Origin of the sequence: Micromonospora musae (genome assembly GCF_003626635.1) — a bacterium.
GTDB classification, from domain to species: domain Bacteria; phylum Actinomycetota; class Actinomycetes; order Mycobacteriales; family Micromonosporaceae; genus Micromonospora; species Micromonospora musae.
The window spans coordinates 31,278-48,833 of sequence record NZ_RAZT01000010.1 but is presented as its reverse complement, the minus strand read 5'-3'; the positions used below and the strand labels follow the sequence as shown (position 1 = coordinate 48,833).

At 67.8% G+C, this 17,556-nt stretch carries 11 protein-coding genes; 2 read left to right on the top strand and 9 right to left on the bottom strand.

The genetic code is table 11. The features are described 5' to 3' along the window. Positions 1 to 7: 7 nt before the first annotated feature. The 9 genes from D7044_RS20235 to D7044_RS20195 all read right to left on the bottom strand — a co-directional run bounded on the left by D7044_RS20235 (position 8) and on the right by D7044_RS20195 (position 14,574). Entirely contained in the window at positions 8 to 2,941 is a 2,934-nt protein-coding gene (locus D7044_RS20235; protein WP_120689901.1) for a type I restriction endonuclease subunit R, read from the bottom strand. Next, positions 2,938 to 4,110, bottom strand: coding sequence for a restriction endonuclease subunit S (locus tag D7044_RS20230; RefSeq protein WP_120689900.1), 1,173 nt, complete (start codon positions 4,108 to 4,110; stop codon positions 2,938 to 2,940). The genes D7044_RS20235 and D7044_RS20230 overlap by 4 nt, the downstream gene beginning before the upstream one ends. Then, a complete protein-coding gene (locus D7044_RS20225; RefSeq protein ID WP_120689899.1) occupies positions 4,107 to 5,597 on the bottom strand; it encodes a type I restriction-modification system subunit M in 1,491 nt (496 codons plus the stop codon). Before D7044_RS20225 ends, D7044_RS20230 begins: the two co-directional genes overlap by 4 nt. After that, positions 5,594 to 7,153, bottom strand: coding sequence for a type I restriction-modification system subunit M (locus D7044_RS20220; protein WP_120689898.1), 1,560 nt, complete (start codon positions 7,151 to 7,153; stop codon positions 5,594 to 5,596). Before D7044_RS20220 ends, D7044_RS20225 begins: the two co-directional genes overlap by 4 nt. A gap of 214 nt (positions 7,154 to 7,367) precedes the next feature. Further along, positions 7,368 to 8,726 (bottom strand): AAA domain-containing protein, encoded by a 1,359-nt coding sequence (locus D7044_RS20215; protein ID WP_120690035.1) that lies wholly within the window; start codon positions 8,724 to 8,726, stop codon positions 7,368 to 7,370. Positions 8,727 to 8,731: 5 nt separating this feature from the next. Further along, positions 8,732 to 11,074: a GmrSD restriction endonuclease domain-containing protein gene (locus D7044_RS20210; protein WP_120689897.1), complete on the bottom strand. Its 2,343-nt coding sequence runs from the start codon at positions 11,072 to 11,074 to the stop codon at positions 8,732 to 8,734. Positions 11,075 to 11,135: 61 nt separating this feature from the next. Next, entirely contained in the window at positions 11,136 to 12,650 is a 1,515-nt protein-coding gene (locus D7044_RS20205; protein ID WP_120689896.1) for a hypothetical protein, read from the bottom strand. After that, positions 12,647 to 13,777, bottom strand: coding sequence for a hypothetical protein (locus D7044_RS20200; protein ID WP_120689895.1), 1,131 nt, complete (start codon positions 13,775 to 13,777; stop codon positions 12,647 to 12,649). Before D7044_RS20200 ends, D7044_RS20205 begins: the two co-directional genes overlap by 4 nt. Further along, the gene (locus tag D7044_RS20195) at positions 13,774 to 14,574 is read right to left on the bottom strand and encodes a hypothetical protein (protein ID WP_120689894.1); all 801 of its coding nucleotides are present in this window, start codon (positions 14,572 to 14,574) and stop codon (positions 13,774 to 13,776) included. The genes D7044_RS20200 and D7044_RS20195 overlap by 4 nt, the downstream gene beginning before the upstream one ends. A 103-nt stretch (positions 14,575 to 14,677) precedes the next feature. Between D7044_RS20195 and D7044_RS20190 the strand changes: the two genes are divergently transcribed. Together D7044_RS20190 and D7044_RS20185 are read left to right on the top strand one after the other, a co-directional pair. Continuing rightward, positions 14,678 to 17,137 carry an AAA family ATPase gene (locus tag D7044_RS20190; RefSeq protein WP_158610018.1) on the top strand — a complete coding sequence of 820 codons (2,460 nt, stop codon included), beginning with the start codon at positions 14,678 to 14,680 and terminating at the stop codon, positions 17,135 to 17,137. Beyond that, a complete protein-coding gene (locus D7044_RS20185) occupies positions 17,134 to 17,529 on the top strand; it encodes a hypothetical protein (RefSeq protein ID WP_120689892.1) in 396 nt (131 codons plus the stop codon). The genes D7044_RS20190 and D7044_RS20185 overlap by 4 nt, the downstream gene beginning before the upstream one ends. Positions 17,530 to 17,556: the final 27 nt, after the last annotated feature.

Here is a 17,556-nt window from a genome sequence, read left to right as displayed (position 1 = left end):
TCCTTGCTCAGTAGTACTCACGGATGTACCCGAGCGCACGCTCGAACACGTCGTTGTCGTGGATCTTGAACTTGATGTAGAGCGTCTTGCGTAGAGACTGCTGTACCAGGCGGTCGCCGTCGCGCGTGTTCTGCCAGCCCTCGAAACGCACCGCGCGGACAACCTCGTCGACCTCATTGACGACGCTCTCGACAATGATGGGCGTCTCGTCGCCCTTGAGTGACTCGAAGAGCTCCGTCAGGGCCGCCTTGCCCCGCTCCTCACGTGGGATATGTTCGGCAGCCTTCTCCGCGGCCACGGTGTCGCGTGCAAGGGCGAACAGTTCCTTGAGGAAGTCCAGGCTGGCCTGCTGGGAGTGCGCATACTTCTCCCGCAGCGCGGCGAGCCGTTTGCCGAGTTCGACAAAGACGGGGTTGCCGATGTGCTTGGCGATCCGGGCGGTGATCCATTTCTCGACCTCGACCGGGTCAACGTCCTTCGACTTGCCCGTCATGAGGTCTTCGATCACCTGGGCGTCCAGGATGATCGTCTCAAGGTCGGTGCGTGGCACCTCGACGGTGACGTGCTCGTTGATGAGCTCCAGCGTCTTGGCGCCGAGGGTGTGCCACACAAGCCGGCCGGAGACGTCCGCAGGCCGTACTGACTCATAGACGTCGGCGAGCCACCGGTAATCGGCCTCGTACGTCGAGAGGATCGGGTCCGGGCTGAGGGTTTCCCACAGTTGGGCGACAACGCTGAAGGCTGCGCCGAAAGCATCACGCGTCTCGTCACTGCTGATCGCTGTCTGGGCGACGATGAGGCCTTCATAGCCGCCCACCGTCCGGTCGACGCCGGGAAAGAAGGCCAGCGCGGTCTCGACGGCCGGGCCGAGCTGCTCGCGTAGGACGGCAATGTTGCTGATGACCTGCTGGACGCTCTTCTCGTCGAAGGCGAACGCCCTGGCGACGTCGTCAAAGATGCCCAGGTAGTCGACGATCAGCCCGTGGGTCTTGCTCGGCGGGTAGACCCGGTTGGTGCGGGTGATCGCTTGGAGCAGGTTGTGTTCCTTGAGCGGCTTGTCGAGGTACTGAGCGTAGAGGATCGGCGCATCGAACCCGGTGAGCAGCTTGGCCGTCACGATAATGATCTTCAGCGGATCGGCCGGGTCGTTGAAGCGGGCAGCGATCCGCTCCAGCTCGTCGCGGTCAGGGGTGTACTTCTCTTTCCACTCCTGCGGGTCGCGCGCGTTGCGGCTCATGACGACGGTGGATGCTTCGGGTCCGAGGATCCGATCAAGTTCCGCCTTGTATGCGACACAGGTCGGCTTGTCGTACACGACAACCTGCGCCTTGAGTCCCTGCGGCTCGACCTTCGTCCGGAAGTGCTCGGCAATGTCCGCGGCAATCTTGCGGACCCGCTCGGGGGCCTTGATTAGCGCCTCCAGCGAGGCTGCATTCTTCGTTAGCGTGGTCTTATCGGCTTCGGTGAGCCGATACCGCTCGGCCAGTTCCCCGAAGGCGGCGTCGATCGCGGCCTCGTCGAGGTGGATCTCCGACAGGCGAGGCTCGAAGTGCAGCGGCAGTGTCGCGCCGTCGCGGATGGAGTCCTGGAAGGAGTACCGCGAGAGGTAACCGCCCTCGTCCTCCTCGGACCCGAACCACATGAACGTGTTGCGGTCACGCTTGTTGATCGGGGTGCCGGTCAGGCCGAAGAGGAACGCGTTCGGCAGGGCCTCGCGCATCTTGCGCCCGTAGTCGCCCTCCTGGGAGCGGTGGGCCTCGTCGACCATCACGATAATGTTGTCGCGGGCGTCCAGCACACCCGGAGCCTCGCCGAACTTGTGCACCGTGGTGATGATGACCTTGCGTGCACCCGCTCTGAGGAGATCCTGCAGTTCCTTACGGCTGTCGGTCGAAACCAGGTTCGGCACGTCCGAGGCGTTGAACGTGCCGGTGATCTGCGTGTCCAGGTCGATGCGGTCGACGACGATGATCACCGTAGGGCTCGTCAACCCTGCTGTGGCGCGCAGCTTCTGCGCGGTGAACACCATGAGCAGCGACTTGCCCGAGCCCTGAAAGTGCCAGATCAAGCCCTGCTTGATTCGGCCGTGCAGCACCCGTTCGACGATGAGGTTTGTCGCCTGGAACTGCTGGAACCGCGCGATGATCTTTATCTTGCGATGCTTCTTGTCAGTGGCAAACACCGTAAAGAACCGGAGGAAGTCCAGCACCACCGATGGCGCGAGCCCGCCTTCGACGGCCTCCCGCACCGCTGCCAGGCCGGTCGGCACCGGGGCGTCATCATCGGCCTCTTCACGCCACGGACCCCACAGGCCGACGGGCATGCCGACCGAGCCGTACCGGAAGTCCTTGCCCTCGGTGGCAAAGCTGAACACGTTGGGTACGAAGAACGCCGGGACGTTGACCTCGTAGTCCTCGTTGATCTGCGCGGCCGCGTCGATCCACGTGTACGCCGGCCGGACCGGGGACTTCGCCTCACCGACGACGATTGGAAAGCCGTTGCACCACAACACCAGGTCAAAGCGACGCTCGACCCGCCCGACTCTGTACGTCACCTCGGTGGAAATGATCCACTGGTTGGCGCTCGGCTCGGGGTCGTCAAAGTCGATGAGCCGGACCGTGACGTGCTCCCCCGCCGGGCCGAACGGCATCGACTTCTGCCCCGTCAACCACGCGGTGAACTCCTCGTTCGCCACCACCGGATTCGGGGACTGCCGAGCGGACAGGATCACCGCCCGCAGCTGGTAGATCACCTCGTCCGCCAGCCGGGGGTCAGCCTCGATCACCGGGTTCAACCGCGACAGGGCGTCCTTGACCAGCCCCTCCAGCAGCACCTCATCCTCCCGGCGCGGCAGCTCGCTGCCGGGGACGAACTGGATGTCCGGTGAGCGGACAAGGTCGCGGACAAAATCCCGAACCGTATTGGCCTCGTTGAAGGTCACGCCCGCCCTCCAAAGATGTCAGTCGCCAAGGACCTCATGACCGCTACAGCACCGGAGAGGCGAGACTGGGTCAGAGCCAAGGCATCGTCTAGGCGATCGATCTCGCTGAAGGCAGGGTCCAATGCGGCACTCTCTGGCAACGAGATCGGGATTCTTGCCACGATCCCTGCGTTTAGGTTCGGCATGGTGGTGCCGGTCGCATTCGCCTTCAGCCATGTAACCGTCGCTGTGGAGGAGAGGGCGAGAAACACTGCACGGGTAGGAACTTCAGGTCGCACTCTGACTCGCACCGAGCCGGTGCCACAGAGCCACCCCTCCTCGGCCTCAGTTACGAGGGCACGCCGATCGAGTTCACCTCGTCGTGGAAGGATCACGTCGCCGGCCCTCAACCGGTGCACTGCGAGGTCGTCGGCGCGCTCGTTAGTGATGCGTTGGATGTCCTCGGTAGAAATCCTGCCGTCAACCATGTCCTGCGGCATCACGACAGGGCACTCACCATCCTCGACGTAGTCATAGGCGTGCAGTTGCGCACCGAACGGCCCGATTCGGATGCCGTCGCTGTCACATAGGTCCTGGAGCACGCCTTCGCCGTGTCCGACGAACCGCTCGTCAATCACGACATCGCGCACTCTGCCAATCGCCTTGCCAAGGCTTCCCGCACTCTGCCGTTCCCGTTCGACGGCCCAGAGAAGGCCGGCGAGGCCCTTCTGCTCGTCGAGGGGTGGCAACTCGAACTCGTAGTTGGCCAAGTCCCGCCAGTTCGTCCGCGGCGACAGCGAGCCAGCCGATGTGCCGAGCGCGTGGTCATAGAAACCGTCGCTTTGCACAAGAAACGGCAACAACTCCGGGAGGAGCTGAGTTGCGTCCGCCTCGAATACAAGGATGTCGGCTGATGTGATTGCGTCGAATTCCGCATAGGCCGCCTTGCGCTGGTAGGCGCGGCGCTTTCCGAAAAGCGTCTGCCCTGGCCGGACCCTGCGCGTGAACGTTGTGCCGGCGTCAAGACTGCCCCACCGGCTGATCTTCAGCTCGCCAGGGTCGAGGTGCTCCATCGCGATCACACGGTCGATCCCGGCGGCTTCCGCGTCCTTCACGGTGACGTTCACGTTCTTGACGACGTCGCCGAATGCAACGCGCTTCCAGGTGCTCTTGTCGAGGTTGAGGGTCACTGGGTCACCTGTCGGAGGAGTGCGAGCACGTCGTCGATCGCGGTGTCGGCCTCGGCAGCCGCAGCTCGCCATGTGTTCACCGCTTCGGTGACGCTCATGGGCTCGGCGCCGTCGGCGGAGGCCGCGCGGGTGACGTAGAGCGGGATCGCGAGGCTGTACTGCTTGTCGGCGATCTGGTCGTGGGTGGCGACAGCGGCGAAGCCGTCGTCGTCGGCGAACGCTTCGTACGATGCGAGGATCTTGGCCTGGTGGCGGTCACGCAGGAACGACTGTGCCTGTTCGCGGGTGACCTCGTTGACGGCGTTGATGAAGAGGGTCTTGCCGCGGTGTTCGGCGGGCTTGTTGGCGCGTAGCGTGACGACCACCGCTTCCATGGGCGAGTTGTAGAACAGCCCGGCTCCGAGTCCGATGACGGCTTCGATCAGGTCGGACTTCACCAACTTCTCGCGGAGATCGGCTTCTTCCCGCCGGAAGAGGACCCCATGGGGGAAGAGAATGGCAGCCCGGCCGGTCTTCGGGTCGAGGCTGGCGGCAATGTGCTGGAAGAAGGCATAGTCGGCGCGTCCCTGGGGCGGGATGCCCCACATGTTGCGTCCGTACGGGTCCTTGGCGAACGCGGCACGGTTCCACGCCTTAATGGAGTAGGGCGGGTTGGCGAGCACGACGTCGAAGGTGTGCAGCCGGCCGCTGCGGTCGAGGAAGGCCGGCTTGGCGAGCGTGTCGCCGTGGGCGATGTGGCCGTCGACGATCCCGTGAAGAAACAGGTTCATCCGGGCGATGGCGGACGTCCCGTAGTTGAGCTCCTGACCGTAGATCTTGAGGTTGCGCCACTCTTTGCCCTGGCGGCGCAGCTCGGCTGCGGTGGAGATGAGCATGCCGCCGGTGCCGCAGGTCGGGTCGTAGACCGACTCTCCTGGTTCGGGCTTGAGCATCATCGTCATTAAGTGGACGAGGGTCCGGTTGGTGTAGAACTCCTGGGCGGTGTGGCCGGAGTCGTCGGCGAACTTCTTGATGAGGTACTCGTACCCCTGACCGAGTTCATCCTCGGGCAGGTTGGCCACCGAGAGCGTCTTGGTGGAGAAGTGCTCGATGAGGTCGTTGAGGGTCGCGTCGGGCAGCAGGTTCTTATTGCCCCAGTCGCCGTCGCCGAACACGCCGGGCAGAGTGTCGGGGTTGGCTGACTCGATCGCGCGCATGGCGGCGAGGATCGCCGCGCCGACGTTGCTCGTTACCCTACGGATGTTCTCCCAATGGGCGCCGTAGGGGATGGCGAAGCGGTGGTTCTCCGGCAGGTCGGCCAGTTCGTCGTCGCCGTAGATCTCCAGCGCCGCCGCGTGTTCTTCGTCGTAGACGTCGGACAGTCGCTTAAGGAAGACGAGCGGGAAGATGAACTGCTTGTAATCGCCGGCGTCGATGAGACCGCGCAGCAGGACGGCCGCGCCCCACAGGTACGACTCAAGTTCGCGCTGGGTGGCGCGGGTGCTCATGCGGTCGTCTCCTTCCGGACGAGGCGGCCCCACTTGGCGAGTTCCGCGTCCAGCGCGGCGCGGGTCTCGCGGGCGGCGGCGTGGGCGGCTTCGAGGTCGGCGAGGGCCTGCTCCAGCGTGCCCTGTTCGCCGTCGTCCGCAGGGGCTACGTACACCGGGATGTTGAGGTTATAGACGTTGGCCTTGATATCGTCGAGCGTGGCGACCGCAGCCAGGCCGGGTTCGTCAGCGAACGCCTGGTAGGCCCGCAGCAGGATGTCGGCGTGCTCGGCTTCGAGGGTGTTCTGGTTGCGGCCGCGCTTGAACAGCGTCTGGCCATTGATAAACAACATCTTGCCCTTGCGATCATCGGGCTTGCGTGGGCGCAGGATCAGCACGCACGCCGCCAGGCCGGTGCCGTAGAAGAGATTGGGCGCAAGGCCGATCACGGCCTCGATAAGGTCCGCGTCGAGGAAATACTCCCGGATGCGCCCCTCAGCACCCTGGCGGAACAACGCGCCCTGCGGCAGAACCACGGCCACGCGGCCGGTCCTGGGTGCCGTCGATGTGATCATGTGCTGGACCCAAGCCCAGTCGGCGTACCCCTTGGGGGGGACACCCCCGAGGCTATTGCGGCCCCACCGGTCCGAGGCCCACGCCTCATCGCCCCAGTTCTTCAGCGAGAACGGCGGGTTGGCGATGACGCAGTCGAACTGAGCGAGTCGCGAGCCGTCGAAGAAGGTTGGTGAGCGCAGGGTGTCATCCCGTTCGATGCGGAAGTCCTCGAAGCCGTGCAGAAGCAGATTCATCCGGGCGATGCCGGAGGTGGCGAGCACCTTCTCCTGGCCGTAGAGCTTGCCCAAGACAGTCTCGGGCCGGCCGCCCTGGCGCTTCACATGCTCGATGACCTCGATGAGCATGCCGCCCGTGCCGCAGGCCGGGTCATAGACCGTCTCGCTTTCCTGCGGGTCGAGGATGTTGACGAGCAGTTTGACCACCGAGCGCGGGGTGTAATATTCGCCGGCCTTCTTGTTGGACTGGTCGGCGAATCGCTTGATGAGGTACTCGTACGCCTGCCCGAACACATCTGGCGTGACCGCCGCATTACTTAGCGTTCTCGTGGAGAAGTGCTCGATGAGGTCGCGCAGCTTGGCGTCGGGCAGCTTGTCCTTGTTGGTCCACGCGGCGTTGCCGAAGATCCCGTAGAGCACGCCCTGGTTGCTCTTCTCTATCGCGCGGAAGGCGGTCACCAGGGCCTGTCCGACGTTCTCCGTGCGGGCCCGAACGTCCTCCCACAGGCTGCCGCTGGGGATTCGGAAGCGGTGGTGCTCGGCGAACGACGCGTACTCGTGGTCGCCGTCCGACTCCGCCAGTGCCCGCTCGTACTCCTCGGCGTAGACGTCGCTGATCCGCTTGAAGAACATCAACGGGAAGATGTACGCCTTGAAGTCCGCCTGGTCGATGCTCCCGCGCAGCAGATCAGCGGCCCGGGCGAGGTACTGCTCCAGCTCTGACAGGCTCATCGGAATGGGAAGCGTGTCCTGGGGCGCGGAGGCTCGCGCATTGCGGTCACTCATGCTGGGTACCGGTCAAAGGCCATCATTTGCTGTTGTCTCCTCGCGAACTGCGTTCCGCCTCCGTGCGGGCCCAACCGTAGCCGTAGCCACGGATGCCGAGGCTTCCCGGTCGGTCAGCCGCTGCGGGCTGCATGAACACCACCTGTAGCGCATGAACTTGCGTCTCTACCTTTACCTCTCTTACCGGTCAAAGATCCCGCGTCACCGCCGCGACTCAAGGCGCCGCCATAACGACCCTTACTTTCGATGACTTCAAGTGCGCCAACACCGACTGGTTCGCCTCCCAGCCGTCGGGGAACTTGACCGGGACGTTGAGGTGGACCGGCTCGCCTGACGGGTGGGCGTCCAGCAGCTCGGCGATCCCTGCTCGGGCTACCACGATGCAGGCGTGCCGGTGCCGCGACGTGAGCACGCACAGCCGCCCCGACTCCAGATGGAACGCCGTCGCGTCCCGCCGTCCCGACAGCGGATGCAGGACTATCGTCACGTCGTACTCCCGGCCCTGGAGCCGGTTGGCGGTGTCGACGGTAATGTCCGGTCCGGCCTCGCCGAGGTGCGCACGGATGGCCGCCACCTGGTCGCGGTGCGCGGCCCCAATGGCGATCCGGCCCGCGGTGACCGGCGCTCCGCCTGGTTCGCGTTCGGAGACTGCAACCGCTCCCCGCTCTAGCACCCGGCGCGCCAGGGCGGCACACGCCGCGGCCGCCTCCACGTCGGTCCGCAGCGTGTGCCGGGCCGGCAGCTCGTAGAGCGCCCATCCGGTCGCTGCCGCCGTCTCCACGGCCGCGTCGACGGGCCCGTGCCCGAACCCAGCCGTGGTGAACGACAGTGACCTCTCACAAGCGGTCGTGCCGGCCCGGAACCCGGTGAAGGGATAGAACGCCTGGGCCACCACGGGCGCCGCCGAGGGAGGCAGTCGCCACGACACCGGCAGCCGGTGCACCGGCAGGTCGGGATTGTGCCGCAGCAGCGCCGCCACCGCGGACTGCATCGGGTCCCAGGTCAGCCCGGTCCACCGCTCGGTGTCGACGGTGGAGAACGGGTCGAGCTGGCCCGGGTCTCCGACGAACAGCGCCCGCTCGAACCGTCCGGCCACGCGCAGCAGGGCGTCCGACCGCATCTGGTACGCCTCGTCGACGATCGCCCACGGCCAGCAGCCTTCGGACACCATGGCCCACTTGGCGGCCGTACCGATGATGACGGAGGGACCACCGAGGTCGGCGACCTTGGCGGCGACCCGGACGGTGGCGTACTGCTTGATCCGGTCGGTCGCCGCGTAGTCGGTCGCCGAGAGCCGCCCGATGTGCAGCTCGGGCGCCTTCTGCGCGAGGCGGTCGATCAGGTCGTCGACCTGCTCGTTGGTCTGCGCGATCACGATCAGCGGCTCGCCGGCGCGGGCCAGTTCGGCAGCGGCGCGGACGACGAGGGTCGATTTGCCGGCCCCGGGCGGCGAGTCGACCACGACGCCGCGGTGCAGGCCGGTACGCAGGTCGGCCAGCACCTCGGTGATGACGCGCTCGGCCTGGACCGACGGCGGGTCCGCTGGCGCGTCGGGCAGGAGCAGGGTGGTCATGGTGCTCACCGCCGTGCCGAGAGGTCGAAGTCGAACTGTCGCAGGCGGTGCCGGGCGATATCGAGCTCGTGGGGCGTGAAGAGCGACTCGTACTCGTCCTTGACCACCAGGGCCTCCACCGTGAGGTCGAGTCGCCCCCGTTCCCACAGCGCCGCGAACCCGTCGGACACGACCGGGCTGGCGAGCAGCTTCTTGGCGGTGGCGAGCCCACCATGCTCGGCGATCATGCCGAGGAAGTAGGTGGCGTTGTAGCCGGCCTCGCGCCGCGCTGCCTCGTACACCCCGCGCATCGCCCGCTCGAAGTCCGCGACCGTGCCCTGGTCGCCGCCGGACTGGGCCGGTACGACCGCACTCTGCGAGCCGCTGGCCGCCTCGCCGTCGACATCCGTCTCCTCGCCGAGCGGCTCACCGTCGCCGTCGGTGAGCCCCGCCGCCTGCTCGTTGCGCCGCGCGACGTAACCGCGAAGGGCGTCGACCGAGGTGAAGACCTCGTAGCCGAGCTCCTCCATCCGCGCCAGCTCCGGGTTGGCGTCCAGCTCCAGCACGACCGGGTTGCCCAGCCCCGGTTGCAGGCCGTCCGGCCAGTACGCCTCCGCGACGCCCAGCACCCGCCCGGTGGCCGGGTCGGCGATCTCGCTGTCGAGCGCCGGCTCGGCGCATCCCGCGGTGACCAGCTCCTCGACGAGGGCCTTCACCTGCCCGGCGCGGACGTCGTCAACCTCCTCCTCGGTGACCACGACCACCGGTCGCAGCGGCTCGGCGGCCGGCTTGGTGCCGTCCCGGAGGCCGGCGAGGAATCCGTTGGCGGCGTTGGCCAGCAGCTCCCGGCGTGCGGCGAGGAAATCGAGGTATCGGTCGGGCCGCCACAGCTGCGGGTCAGTCGGGATCCACTGGGATTCAAGCGCGCCCGGGTGCTTCTGCTGGGTCTCGGCGAAGTAGTCCTCCGGCGGCCGCTTGCCGATGGCGAGGTTGGTTTGCTGAGTGAGGAAGGCGAAGTTGGCGACAGCGTTGACCTCGGCCCGGCCGTAGCCGTGCTTGTAGAGCAGCGCCTTGGGGAAGATGTGGTGCACCTGGAGCGAGGTGAGGTGGCCCAGCATCTCGCTCTTGAGTTCCAGGCCCGAGCCGAAGTCGCGGGCGCCGAGCACCCGGGTGAGCAGGTAGAGCAGAGGGTAGAAGCGGGAACCGCGGCCGAAGCCCTCGAAGTCCTGCCCGTCGATTACCAGGTTGCCGCCGCGCCAGCGGGCCAGGCTGGTAATCAGGCCATCGATGCCGCTGCGGGCGGCCGTCTCGTAGTCCTGGGTGAGGATCGTTTCGGTGGAGCCGGCGAAGCGTCCCCACAGCGCGGCGTGGATGTACCAGAAGAGGACCCGGTCGCGTTCGGTCGCGTCGGCGAAGGTGCCGCCGTTGAGGTGCAGGAAGCGGGAGACTACCGGGAAGGCGTAGCGGCCCATCAGCACCCGGTCGTGGTCGAGGCCAAGCCGGCCGGAGACCACGTCGAGGAAGCCGCTGATGTAGCGCTCGCTCGAGGTCAGCGCCTGCGCGAAGTCGGTCGAGCCGACCGCCTCCAGGAACTCGAACTGGGCGCGGCCCGTCGCTACCGCGTTGACGTTCCGCAGCAGCCAGTCGAGATTGAACTGGAACCCGGCGGTCGACCAGGTGCCCAGGTGCTTGCGCATCGTCGAACGGGCCTCGGGCCAGTCGGCGCAGATCTTCGCCAGCGCCAGGTCACCCTTCGAGAGTTTAGTGCCGCCCGAGTTGACCCGGTTGAAGATGTCGACGACCACCTCGACACCCTTGTCCGCCCCGGTGATCTTCTCCTGATGGAACTCACGCTCGAGAAGATTGCGCAGCCGGCTCAGCCGGGTCATGTACGCCACGATTCGCGGCGCAACCGACGGGTGCGCGTTCAGCTTCCCGATCTGCGCTTCCAGTCCCTCGACGAACAGGGCGGTGACATCGACCCAGGTGGGGTCGTCCTTCATCTTCGCCGGCGCGTAGAACTCGAAGGTCTCCTCCTCGACGTTGAACCGCAGCCCGGTGAAGGCTGCCGGGTCACCCTCGAAGAACGCCGGTGGCTTGCCGCGAACCACGCCGTAGAGGGAGGTGATCCGCTGCTGCCCATCGAGGAGCAGCAGCTTCACCCCGCCGCCGACGTGGTCGCTGCCCCGGACCGAACCGTGGTCGGCTTCCGTCTCCCACACCAGCAGCCCGCCGACGGGGAAGCCGAGGTAGAGCGAGCGCATCAGGCCGCGTACCTGATCCCGGTTCCACACGTAGCCGCGCTGGAACTCGGGCAGCAGCACGGTGCCCGAGTCAATCTGGTCGAGGATGGTGCCCAACTTGCTCAACTCAGCTCCCCCACGGATCTGATTGGTTGGTCGTTGACTAGCGATGCTGCGGGCCGAAACGTCACGACCACTCTTCGCGGGCGTCTTCGGCGGTCGGTGCGCTGTCCTCGTACGGCGCTGGCGGGCCGCCGTGGGTCCACGGCGTTTCCTCGCGCGATGGGAAGGAGCCTGGCGGCATGAAGGAGTCGCTGAGCGTGGTGTAGCAGATCCGCTTCCCTACCTCCGGCACGCTGCCGGGGGCCGGGGTGAGCGAGCGTCCCATCCCACCGGTCAGCTCCAGCACGACCGCGGTCGTGCCGTCGTCCTTCCGCGTCACCGACATCACTCGCGCCTTCTGCCCATCGGGCTGTTCGGGCGAGAGCAACGTCGTGCCCGGCGTGACCATCACCGGGTCGGTGGTGGTCACCGCGATCCACGGGCGCAGCACCCGTTTCTTCCCGCTGGTGTCCACCCGCGTCGGATGGGCGGCCGTCACGTCGCCGACGAACGCCTCTCCGGTGAGGCGGTAGTCGGCCATCACCATCGGGTCGTCGTAGGCCCGCTGCACCTCGTACGAGGTGAGCGCCCGTTCCATCCGGTGCAGCCGCCGGGCCGCGGCGACCGCCCCATCCCGCCGCGGCTGCGGGAAGCCGCCCGCGTCGAGCTGCTCCGTGAAGTTGGTGAATGCGTCCCGGTCCTCCGCCCACCGTTTCGCCACGCTCGCTCCGGCCGGCAGGTCACGCAGCAGCGAGACCGCGTGCCACATCAGCCGCCAAGTCGGCTCGAGCTGCGTGCGCAGGGCCTCCTCCAGCTCGCCGCGCCGCCGGTCGACGTGGGAGTCGGTGGCGACGGCTCGGTCGTAGGCGGCCATGGCCGGTGCCAGGACCTCGTTGTCGAACGTCGGATCGGTGGCGGGTCCCGCGGGCGGCCAGGTCACCGGGTCTTCGGCGGCGGTCGCAGCCTCGGCGCCGGTCAGGCCGTCCGGCGGGGCGATCCACCCCATGAACGCGGCGAGCTGCGCGTCCTCGAGTGGGCTCTGTCCGGTGGCCCAGTGCATCGTGAGCGCCTGCGTCATCGGCACCAACGCGGACGAGCCGGGATGCTCGGCGCGCTCGGTGAAGTACGTGAGCCAACGGCCGAGCAGCGGCACAGATGGGTGCACCGGGTAGTCGCCGTCGGTGCGGCGGAACCGGGTGGACCGGCCGAAGAGCCGGGTGAAGCCAACACCCCCGGGGTTGGGCACCAGCAGCTGCGGCGCATCGGCGTACCGGTGTCGGACCTCTTTGCCCCTGTTCGTCGTCACCTCTTCTACATCGTCGAGAAAGCTGTCGACGTAACCGATGACGATGTCGGCCAGCTCGGCGGCGAAAGCGAAGCGCTGGTCGCGGTTCCGCGGCTGCGGCACGATTAGCAGCGTTGGGTTGTCTGGGTCGTCGCCCGCCATCGCTGCGAGCGGTGCGTTGGCCTCGCCGGCCATGGTGAGCGGGATGAAGACCAGGGGCCGCTTGGCGAGGTGCACGTGGCGGACGGTGGTGATGCGCTGGGCGACGCCTTCGACGACGGCCTCCGCCCGCGCGAGCGTGGTCAGGGTGCTCATCCGGCGACTCCGCTCATCAGCTCGGCCCGGAGCCGGCCGGCTGCGCGCAGCAGTTCCGCCGCCTCTTTCTGGTCCTCGGCGGGCGCCAGTTGGTTACGGGCGATGGCCAGCGCGGTCTCCACCCGCTCGATGCCGCCCAGCTCCTCGCGGGCGGCCTTGCCGAGGGCCGCGGTGCAGCCTCGGGCCTCGTGCCGGCAGAAGAACGCCAGCTCGCAGCTGGCCAGGCACTCGGGCGAGTAGCGCGCCTCCACCGCCTCGAGGGCCGCGACGAGCGAGGCCGGCGAGCGGGTGGGCACACCCTGGTCGTCTGGGGCCAGGTCGAAGGTGAGGGTGGCTGGCAGCTCGGCCAGCAGCGCGTCGATGCGGGTCATCCGGGAGAGCTGCCGACGCAAGACGGCGAGCTGCTTCCGCACATCGACCAGGACGGCCATCGGCTGGTTGGAGAAGTTCCGAGGGCACACCAGCACAACGTCGTGCGACACGCTCTCCGGGTCGTGGCCGGCTTCCTCGAGCATCCGGCGCATAGCCAGGACGTACACGGCGGCCTGGATCGCGGCGGCCGCCACCTTGCCGGCGTCGGCCTGCCCGTCTATGACGGCGAAGGACTTGATCTCCACGACGTGGAACCGGCCGGCGTGCTGGAACGCGATCAGGTCCGGCTCGAGGTAGGCCTGCTGACCGGCGACCTCGAGCCGCAGCAGCGGGTGGTCGAAGAGCGTGCCGGCGCCCTCGGCCTGCGCGGCGGCCCGGGTGAGCAGGGCGCGCGAGCGGGCGTATCGGAGGTCCTGGCTCTCGTGGCCGGCGACCGACTCGAGGTCGTCGTAGGAGACCTCCGGGATGTCCAGGTCGAGCTGCTCGCGCAGCAACCGCAGCAGCTCGGCGCAGCCGTTGGCCTTGACCTGGGCTTCGAAGGCGTTGCCCCGGGTGATGGCGAACTGCGACTGGCCGAACCGGGCCGGGTAGTCGATGTAGGCGGCCAGACGCTGCTTGTCCACGCCCGCGCAGTCGAGCACCGCACGGCGCGCGCAGCCCGGGTTGCCGGTGAGGGCCGCGATCGTCCGGGCGTTGTGCCGAGCGGGTTGGACCCCACCCCGGATCGCGGCCAGCCGCTGGCCGACGCTGGTCATGCCGTCCCCCTTATGACGCGCAGCCGGCTGCCGAAGAGCTGCTCGGCCTCGTCCATCTGCCGGTGGGCACGCTTGGCCGCCGCAGCGCGTTGCGCGCGGTCGGCGTCGGCGTGCACCTCCAGCTCGGCCTGCGCGGCCTTGATGACGATCGCCGGGTCGGCGGCTTCGTGCCCGTCGACGGCTCCCGGGATGCTCGTGGCGAACCGGCGGAGCAGCCGGGCCACCGTGAGGGTCTGCTCCGGCAATCGCGAGACCTGCTCGGCGACGTTGATGGCGGCGGTCAGGAAATCCACCCGGAGGCTCAGCGGGCCGATGATGCGCCGTTCCAGCGGCCAGGTGGAGACGGCGAGGAGCCCACGGGCCGGCGCCAGGTGCTCGGCGGTCAGAGCTGAGCAGAGGTAGTACGGCCGGGAGTGCCGGGCGGTGCGGAAGGAGCGCTCCTCGTCACGGCGCAGGTGCGTCAGCTTGCTGGCCGCGAAACCGGTCGCGGCCGAGCCGAAGAAGGCGTTGTGCACCTCGGCGATCAGCTTCGGCGCGGCGGGGGCTGACAGCAGGGTGAGGGCGTGGTGGACCTGTTCACGCACCGACACCAGCGGCGCGTCGTGCTGTGACGGCTGAGTTTCGATCTCCGGGTTGTCGGCGAGACCGCTGAGGGCCTCCTCCCAGGCGCCCTCGGCGCTGCGCAGTTCGGCGCGCAGGGCCTTGGCGCGGGCGTTGTCCCGTGCGATGACCGCCCGGCGTACCGCCGCTCGGAGGTCGTCAATCCGACGCTCGAGGTTCTCTATGGACTCAGCCACGACAAGCATGCTACAAGTTCCAGTGTTTCCCAGCAATCCCCCGGCTTTGGGGTTGTTGCCCGGGGTAAACATATCTACCGCGACGCCCGGAAGGGAGGGCCGTATGGCCGAGGACCAGTCCCTGCTCGACCAGGTTTTCGACCGGCTGGCCGAGGACAACGTTCCCAACGAGGTGATGGACCTCGTGCTCGGGGCCTACGCCGGCGACGCCGCGCTCGATGCCGTCCTCAGCGGCGAGCCGGTCGACCTGCCGGAGCGCGACCCGTCCACCCGGCCGCGTCCGCAGCCGCTCTACCTGGAGTCGGTGACCGTGGCGGGCTTCCGGGGTGTCGGTCCACAGCAGAGCCTGCGGCTGCAGCCCCACGCCGGGCTCACCCTGGTCATCGGGCGGAACGGCTCCGGCAAATCGAGCTACGCGGAGGCCGTCGAGCTCGCCCTCACCGGAAACAGCGCCCGCTGGGCCGACCGCAACAGCGTCTTCAAGGACGGCTGGCGCAACCTGCACTGCGGGTCGCCCTGCGAAATCGAGGTCCAGCTCCGCGCCGAGGGCGCCGAGACCCCGATCCGCGTACGCCGGAAGTGGCGTGACGAGGACACGGAAGCTGACCAGGGCGTCGGCAGCGTCCTGGCGGACGGGCAGCGGTACGACAGCACCGCGGAGCTCGGCTGGCAGCAGCCGCTCGACGTATATCGGCCGTTCCTCACGGCCAGCGACCTCGGCCGGCTCGTCACCTCCACGCCCAGCGGGCTCTTCGATGCCCTCGCTCCCATCCTCGGCATCGATCCCGTCGTCGAGGCCGACAAGCGGCTGATGCGGGTACGGAAGACGCTCAACGACCGGGTCAACGCGGTGAAGGCAGCGCGTCAGTCGATAGGCGCTGCGCTGTCGGAGGTCGACGATGATCGGGCGCGGGCCGCGCTCGGGATCCTGTCGAAACGTACCCCCGATCTTGACGCTCTCGACACGCTGCTCGCGGACGCGGGCAGCGACACCAGCGACCCGATCGCCGCCGCTGTCCGCCGCCTGATCGCGGTCATCCTCCCTGACCGTGGGTATGTCAGTCAGCTGGCCGGCGAGCTCGAGGCGGCCGCCCAGCATGTCACCGAACTGGCCTCCACACGGGCCGGCACTGCGGACGCCGCCGCCCAGCTGCTCCGGATGGCGGTCAACTTTCACACTGACCACGGCGACAGCCCGTGCCCAGTCTGCGGAACGGGCATCCTCGACTCCGCCTGGCGCGGTCGGTCCATCGGGACGCTGGATCAGCTGCAGCGGGAGACGGTGGCGGTCGAGGAGGCTCAGCGGCGGTTGCGGGAAGCGCAGGCGCGGGCGCGGCGCGTACTCGAACTCAGCAGTCGGATCAATGCCGACGACCTCGGCATGGTCGCCCACGGGCTGCTGCGGTCTAATTTGTCCCACCGCGTACACCAGGCCCTCCAGGAACTTTGCTCTGCCGCTCCCGACCTGCGGGCAGACAAGCTGGCCACCCATCTGAGGGCGACGTACACGGAGGTGTTCGAAGCGTTCGCTGCGCTCCAAGCTGCTACGAGCGAGTGGCTTCGCCAGCGCCACGACGCCTGGCGCGAGCACGCGGCCGCACTGCAGGACTGGCTGGGCCGGGCGCGGGCAGCCGTTGACGACGCGGCCGCCCTGAAGCGGGTAAATGCGGCTCGAGACTGGCTCAGGAAGGCAACGGACGACCTCCGGAATCAGCGGCTCGCACCGTTCGCCCAGCGGTCCCAGGAGATCTGGGACGAACTCCGCCAGGAGAGCAACGTCGAGCTGAGCGGGATGCGGCTCGATGGCACCAACACGCGCCGCAAGATCGCCTTCCCCGTCACCGTCGACGGCACGGCCACCTCCGCCATGGCGGTGATGAGCCAGGGCGAGCTGCAGGCCCTCGGGCTGGCGGTGTTCCTACCTCGCGCCTGCGCCGAGGACAGCCCGTTCCGGTTCGTCATCATCGACGACCCGGTGCAGAGCATGGACCCGTCCAAGGTCGACGGGCTGGCCCAGGTGCTCGCCGGCCTGGCGGAGACCCGACAGGTCATCGTCTTCACCCACGACAACCGACTGCCCGAGGCAGTACGCCGACTCCGGATCGAGGCCACCATCTGGGCGGTCACTCGACGTGACGAATCGGTGGTGGAGATCCGCAAGAACAGCGACCCGATTGAGCGGTACCTTAGCGACGCCACGGCGATTCTGAAGGCCGACGGATTGGCTGACAACGCCCGTTACCCACTGGTGTCCGGCTTCTGCCGGTCGGCGCTGGAGGCCGCGTGCCACGAACGGATCCGCCGAGAGCGCCTCGGTCGCGGCGAGCGACACGGCGACGTGGAGGAGCTCATTGAGAAGGCGTTGACGCTTAACCAGGTGACGGCCTTGGCGCTCTTCGGCGACATGCACCAGGGCGGCAAGGTGTTCCCCCGGCTCAACCAGTACGGCCGCTGGGCCGGTGACGCGTTCCGGGCCTGCAAGGAGGGCGTCCACGGTCCGGGCACGTTCGACCTCGACGTACTCGTCCGGGACTGCCGCCGACTGGCTGAGGAGCTGCGATGACGACGAGGGCTTCGCCGCAGAGCTGCCTCGACGCGGCCGACCAGCTGCTCAGCAGCATGGTCCGCGGCACCCGGGGCGCCTGGCCGCGCGCGTGTGCCTGGCTGCTGCGACTCGCCCTCGAAACCGCCATGGACGACTACTGGCTACGGTGCCACCCGGAGGTCACCGCGCTCCGCGCTCGGTCGCCGCAGTTCCTGATCCTCGATCGCTACGCTGGCCGGCACATCGCTGCTCGGGCCGGTTACGCCTGGTCAGCGCTGTCTCGCGCCGGTCACCACCATTGCTACGAACTCGGGCTCACCGCTGGCGAGCTACGCGCCTTGCGGAATGCCGTAGCCACGCTCATCAGCGACCTCGCTGACGCTGATGCCGAGAGCATTGGGCAAACCTGACAGCCGCTTCGACTGTCACACCCCCTG

What these genes read in the sequence shown, in the direction of transcription:
- D7044_RS20225 (WP_120689899.1), bottom strand. Translation starts at nt 5,597, where the DNA reads ATGAGCACCCGCGCCACCCAGCGCGAACTTGAGTCGTACCTGTGGGGC.
- D7044_RS20185 (WP_120689892.1), top strand. Translation starts at nt 17,134, where the DNA reads ATGACGACGAGGGCTTCGCCGCAGAGCTGCCTCGACGCGGCCGACCAG.
- D7044_RS20220 (WP_120689898.1), bottom strand. Translation starts at nt 7,153, where the DNA reads ATGAGTGACCGCAATGCGCGAGCCTCCGCGCCCCAGGACACGCTTCCC.
- D7044_RS20215 (WP_120690035.1), bottom strand. Translation starts at nt 8,726, where the DNA reads ATGACCACCCTGCTCCTGCCCGACGCGCCAGCGGACCCGCCGTCGGTC.
- D7044_RS20190 (WP_158610018.1), top strand. Translation starts at nt 14,678, where the DNA reads ATGGCCGAGGACCAGTCCCTGCTCGACCAGGTTTTCGACCGGCTGGCC.
- D7044_RS20205 (WP_120689896.1), bottom strand. Translation starts at nt 12,650, where the DNA reads ATGAGCACCCTGACCACGCTCGCGCGGGCGGAGGCCGTCGTCGAAGGC.
- D7044_RS20200 (WP_120689895.1), bottom strand. Translation starts at nt 13,777, where the DNA reads ATGACCAGCGTCGGCCAGCGGCTGGCCGCGATCCGGGGTGGGGTCCAA.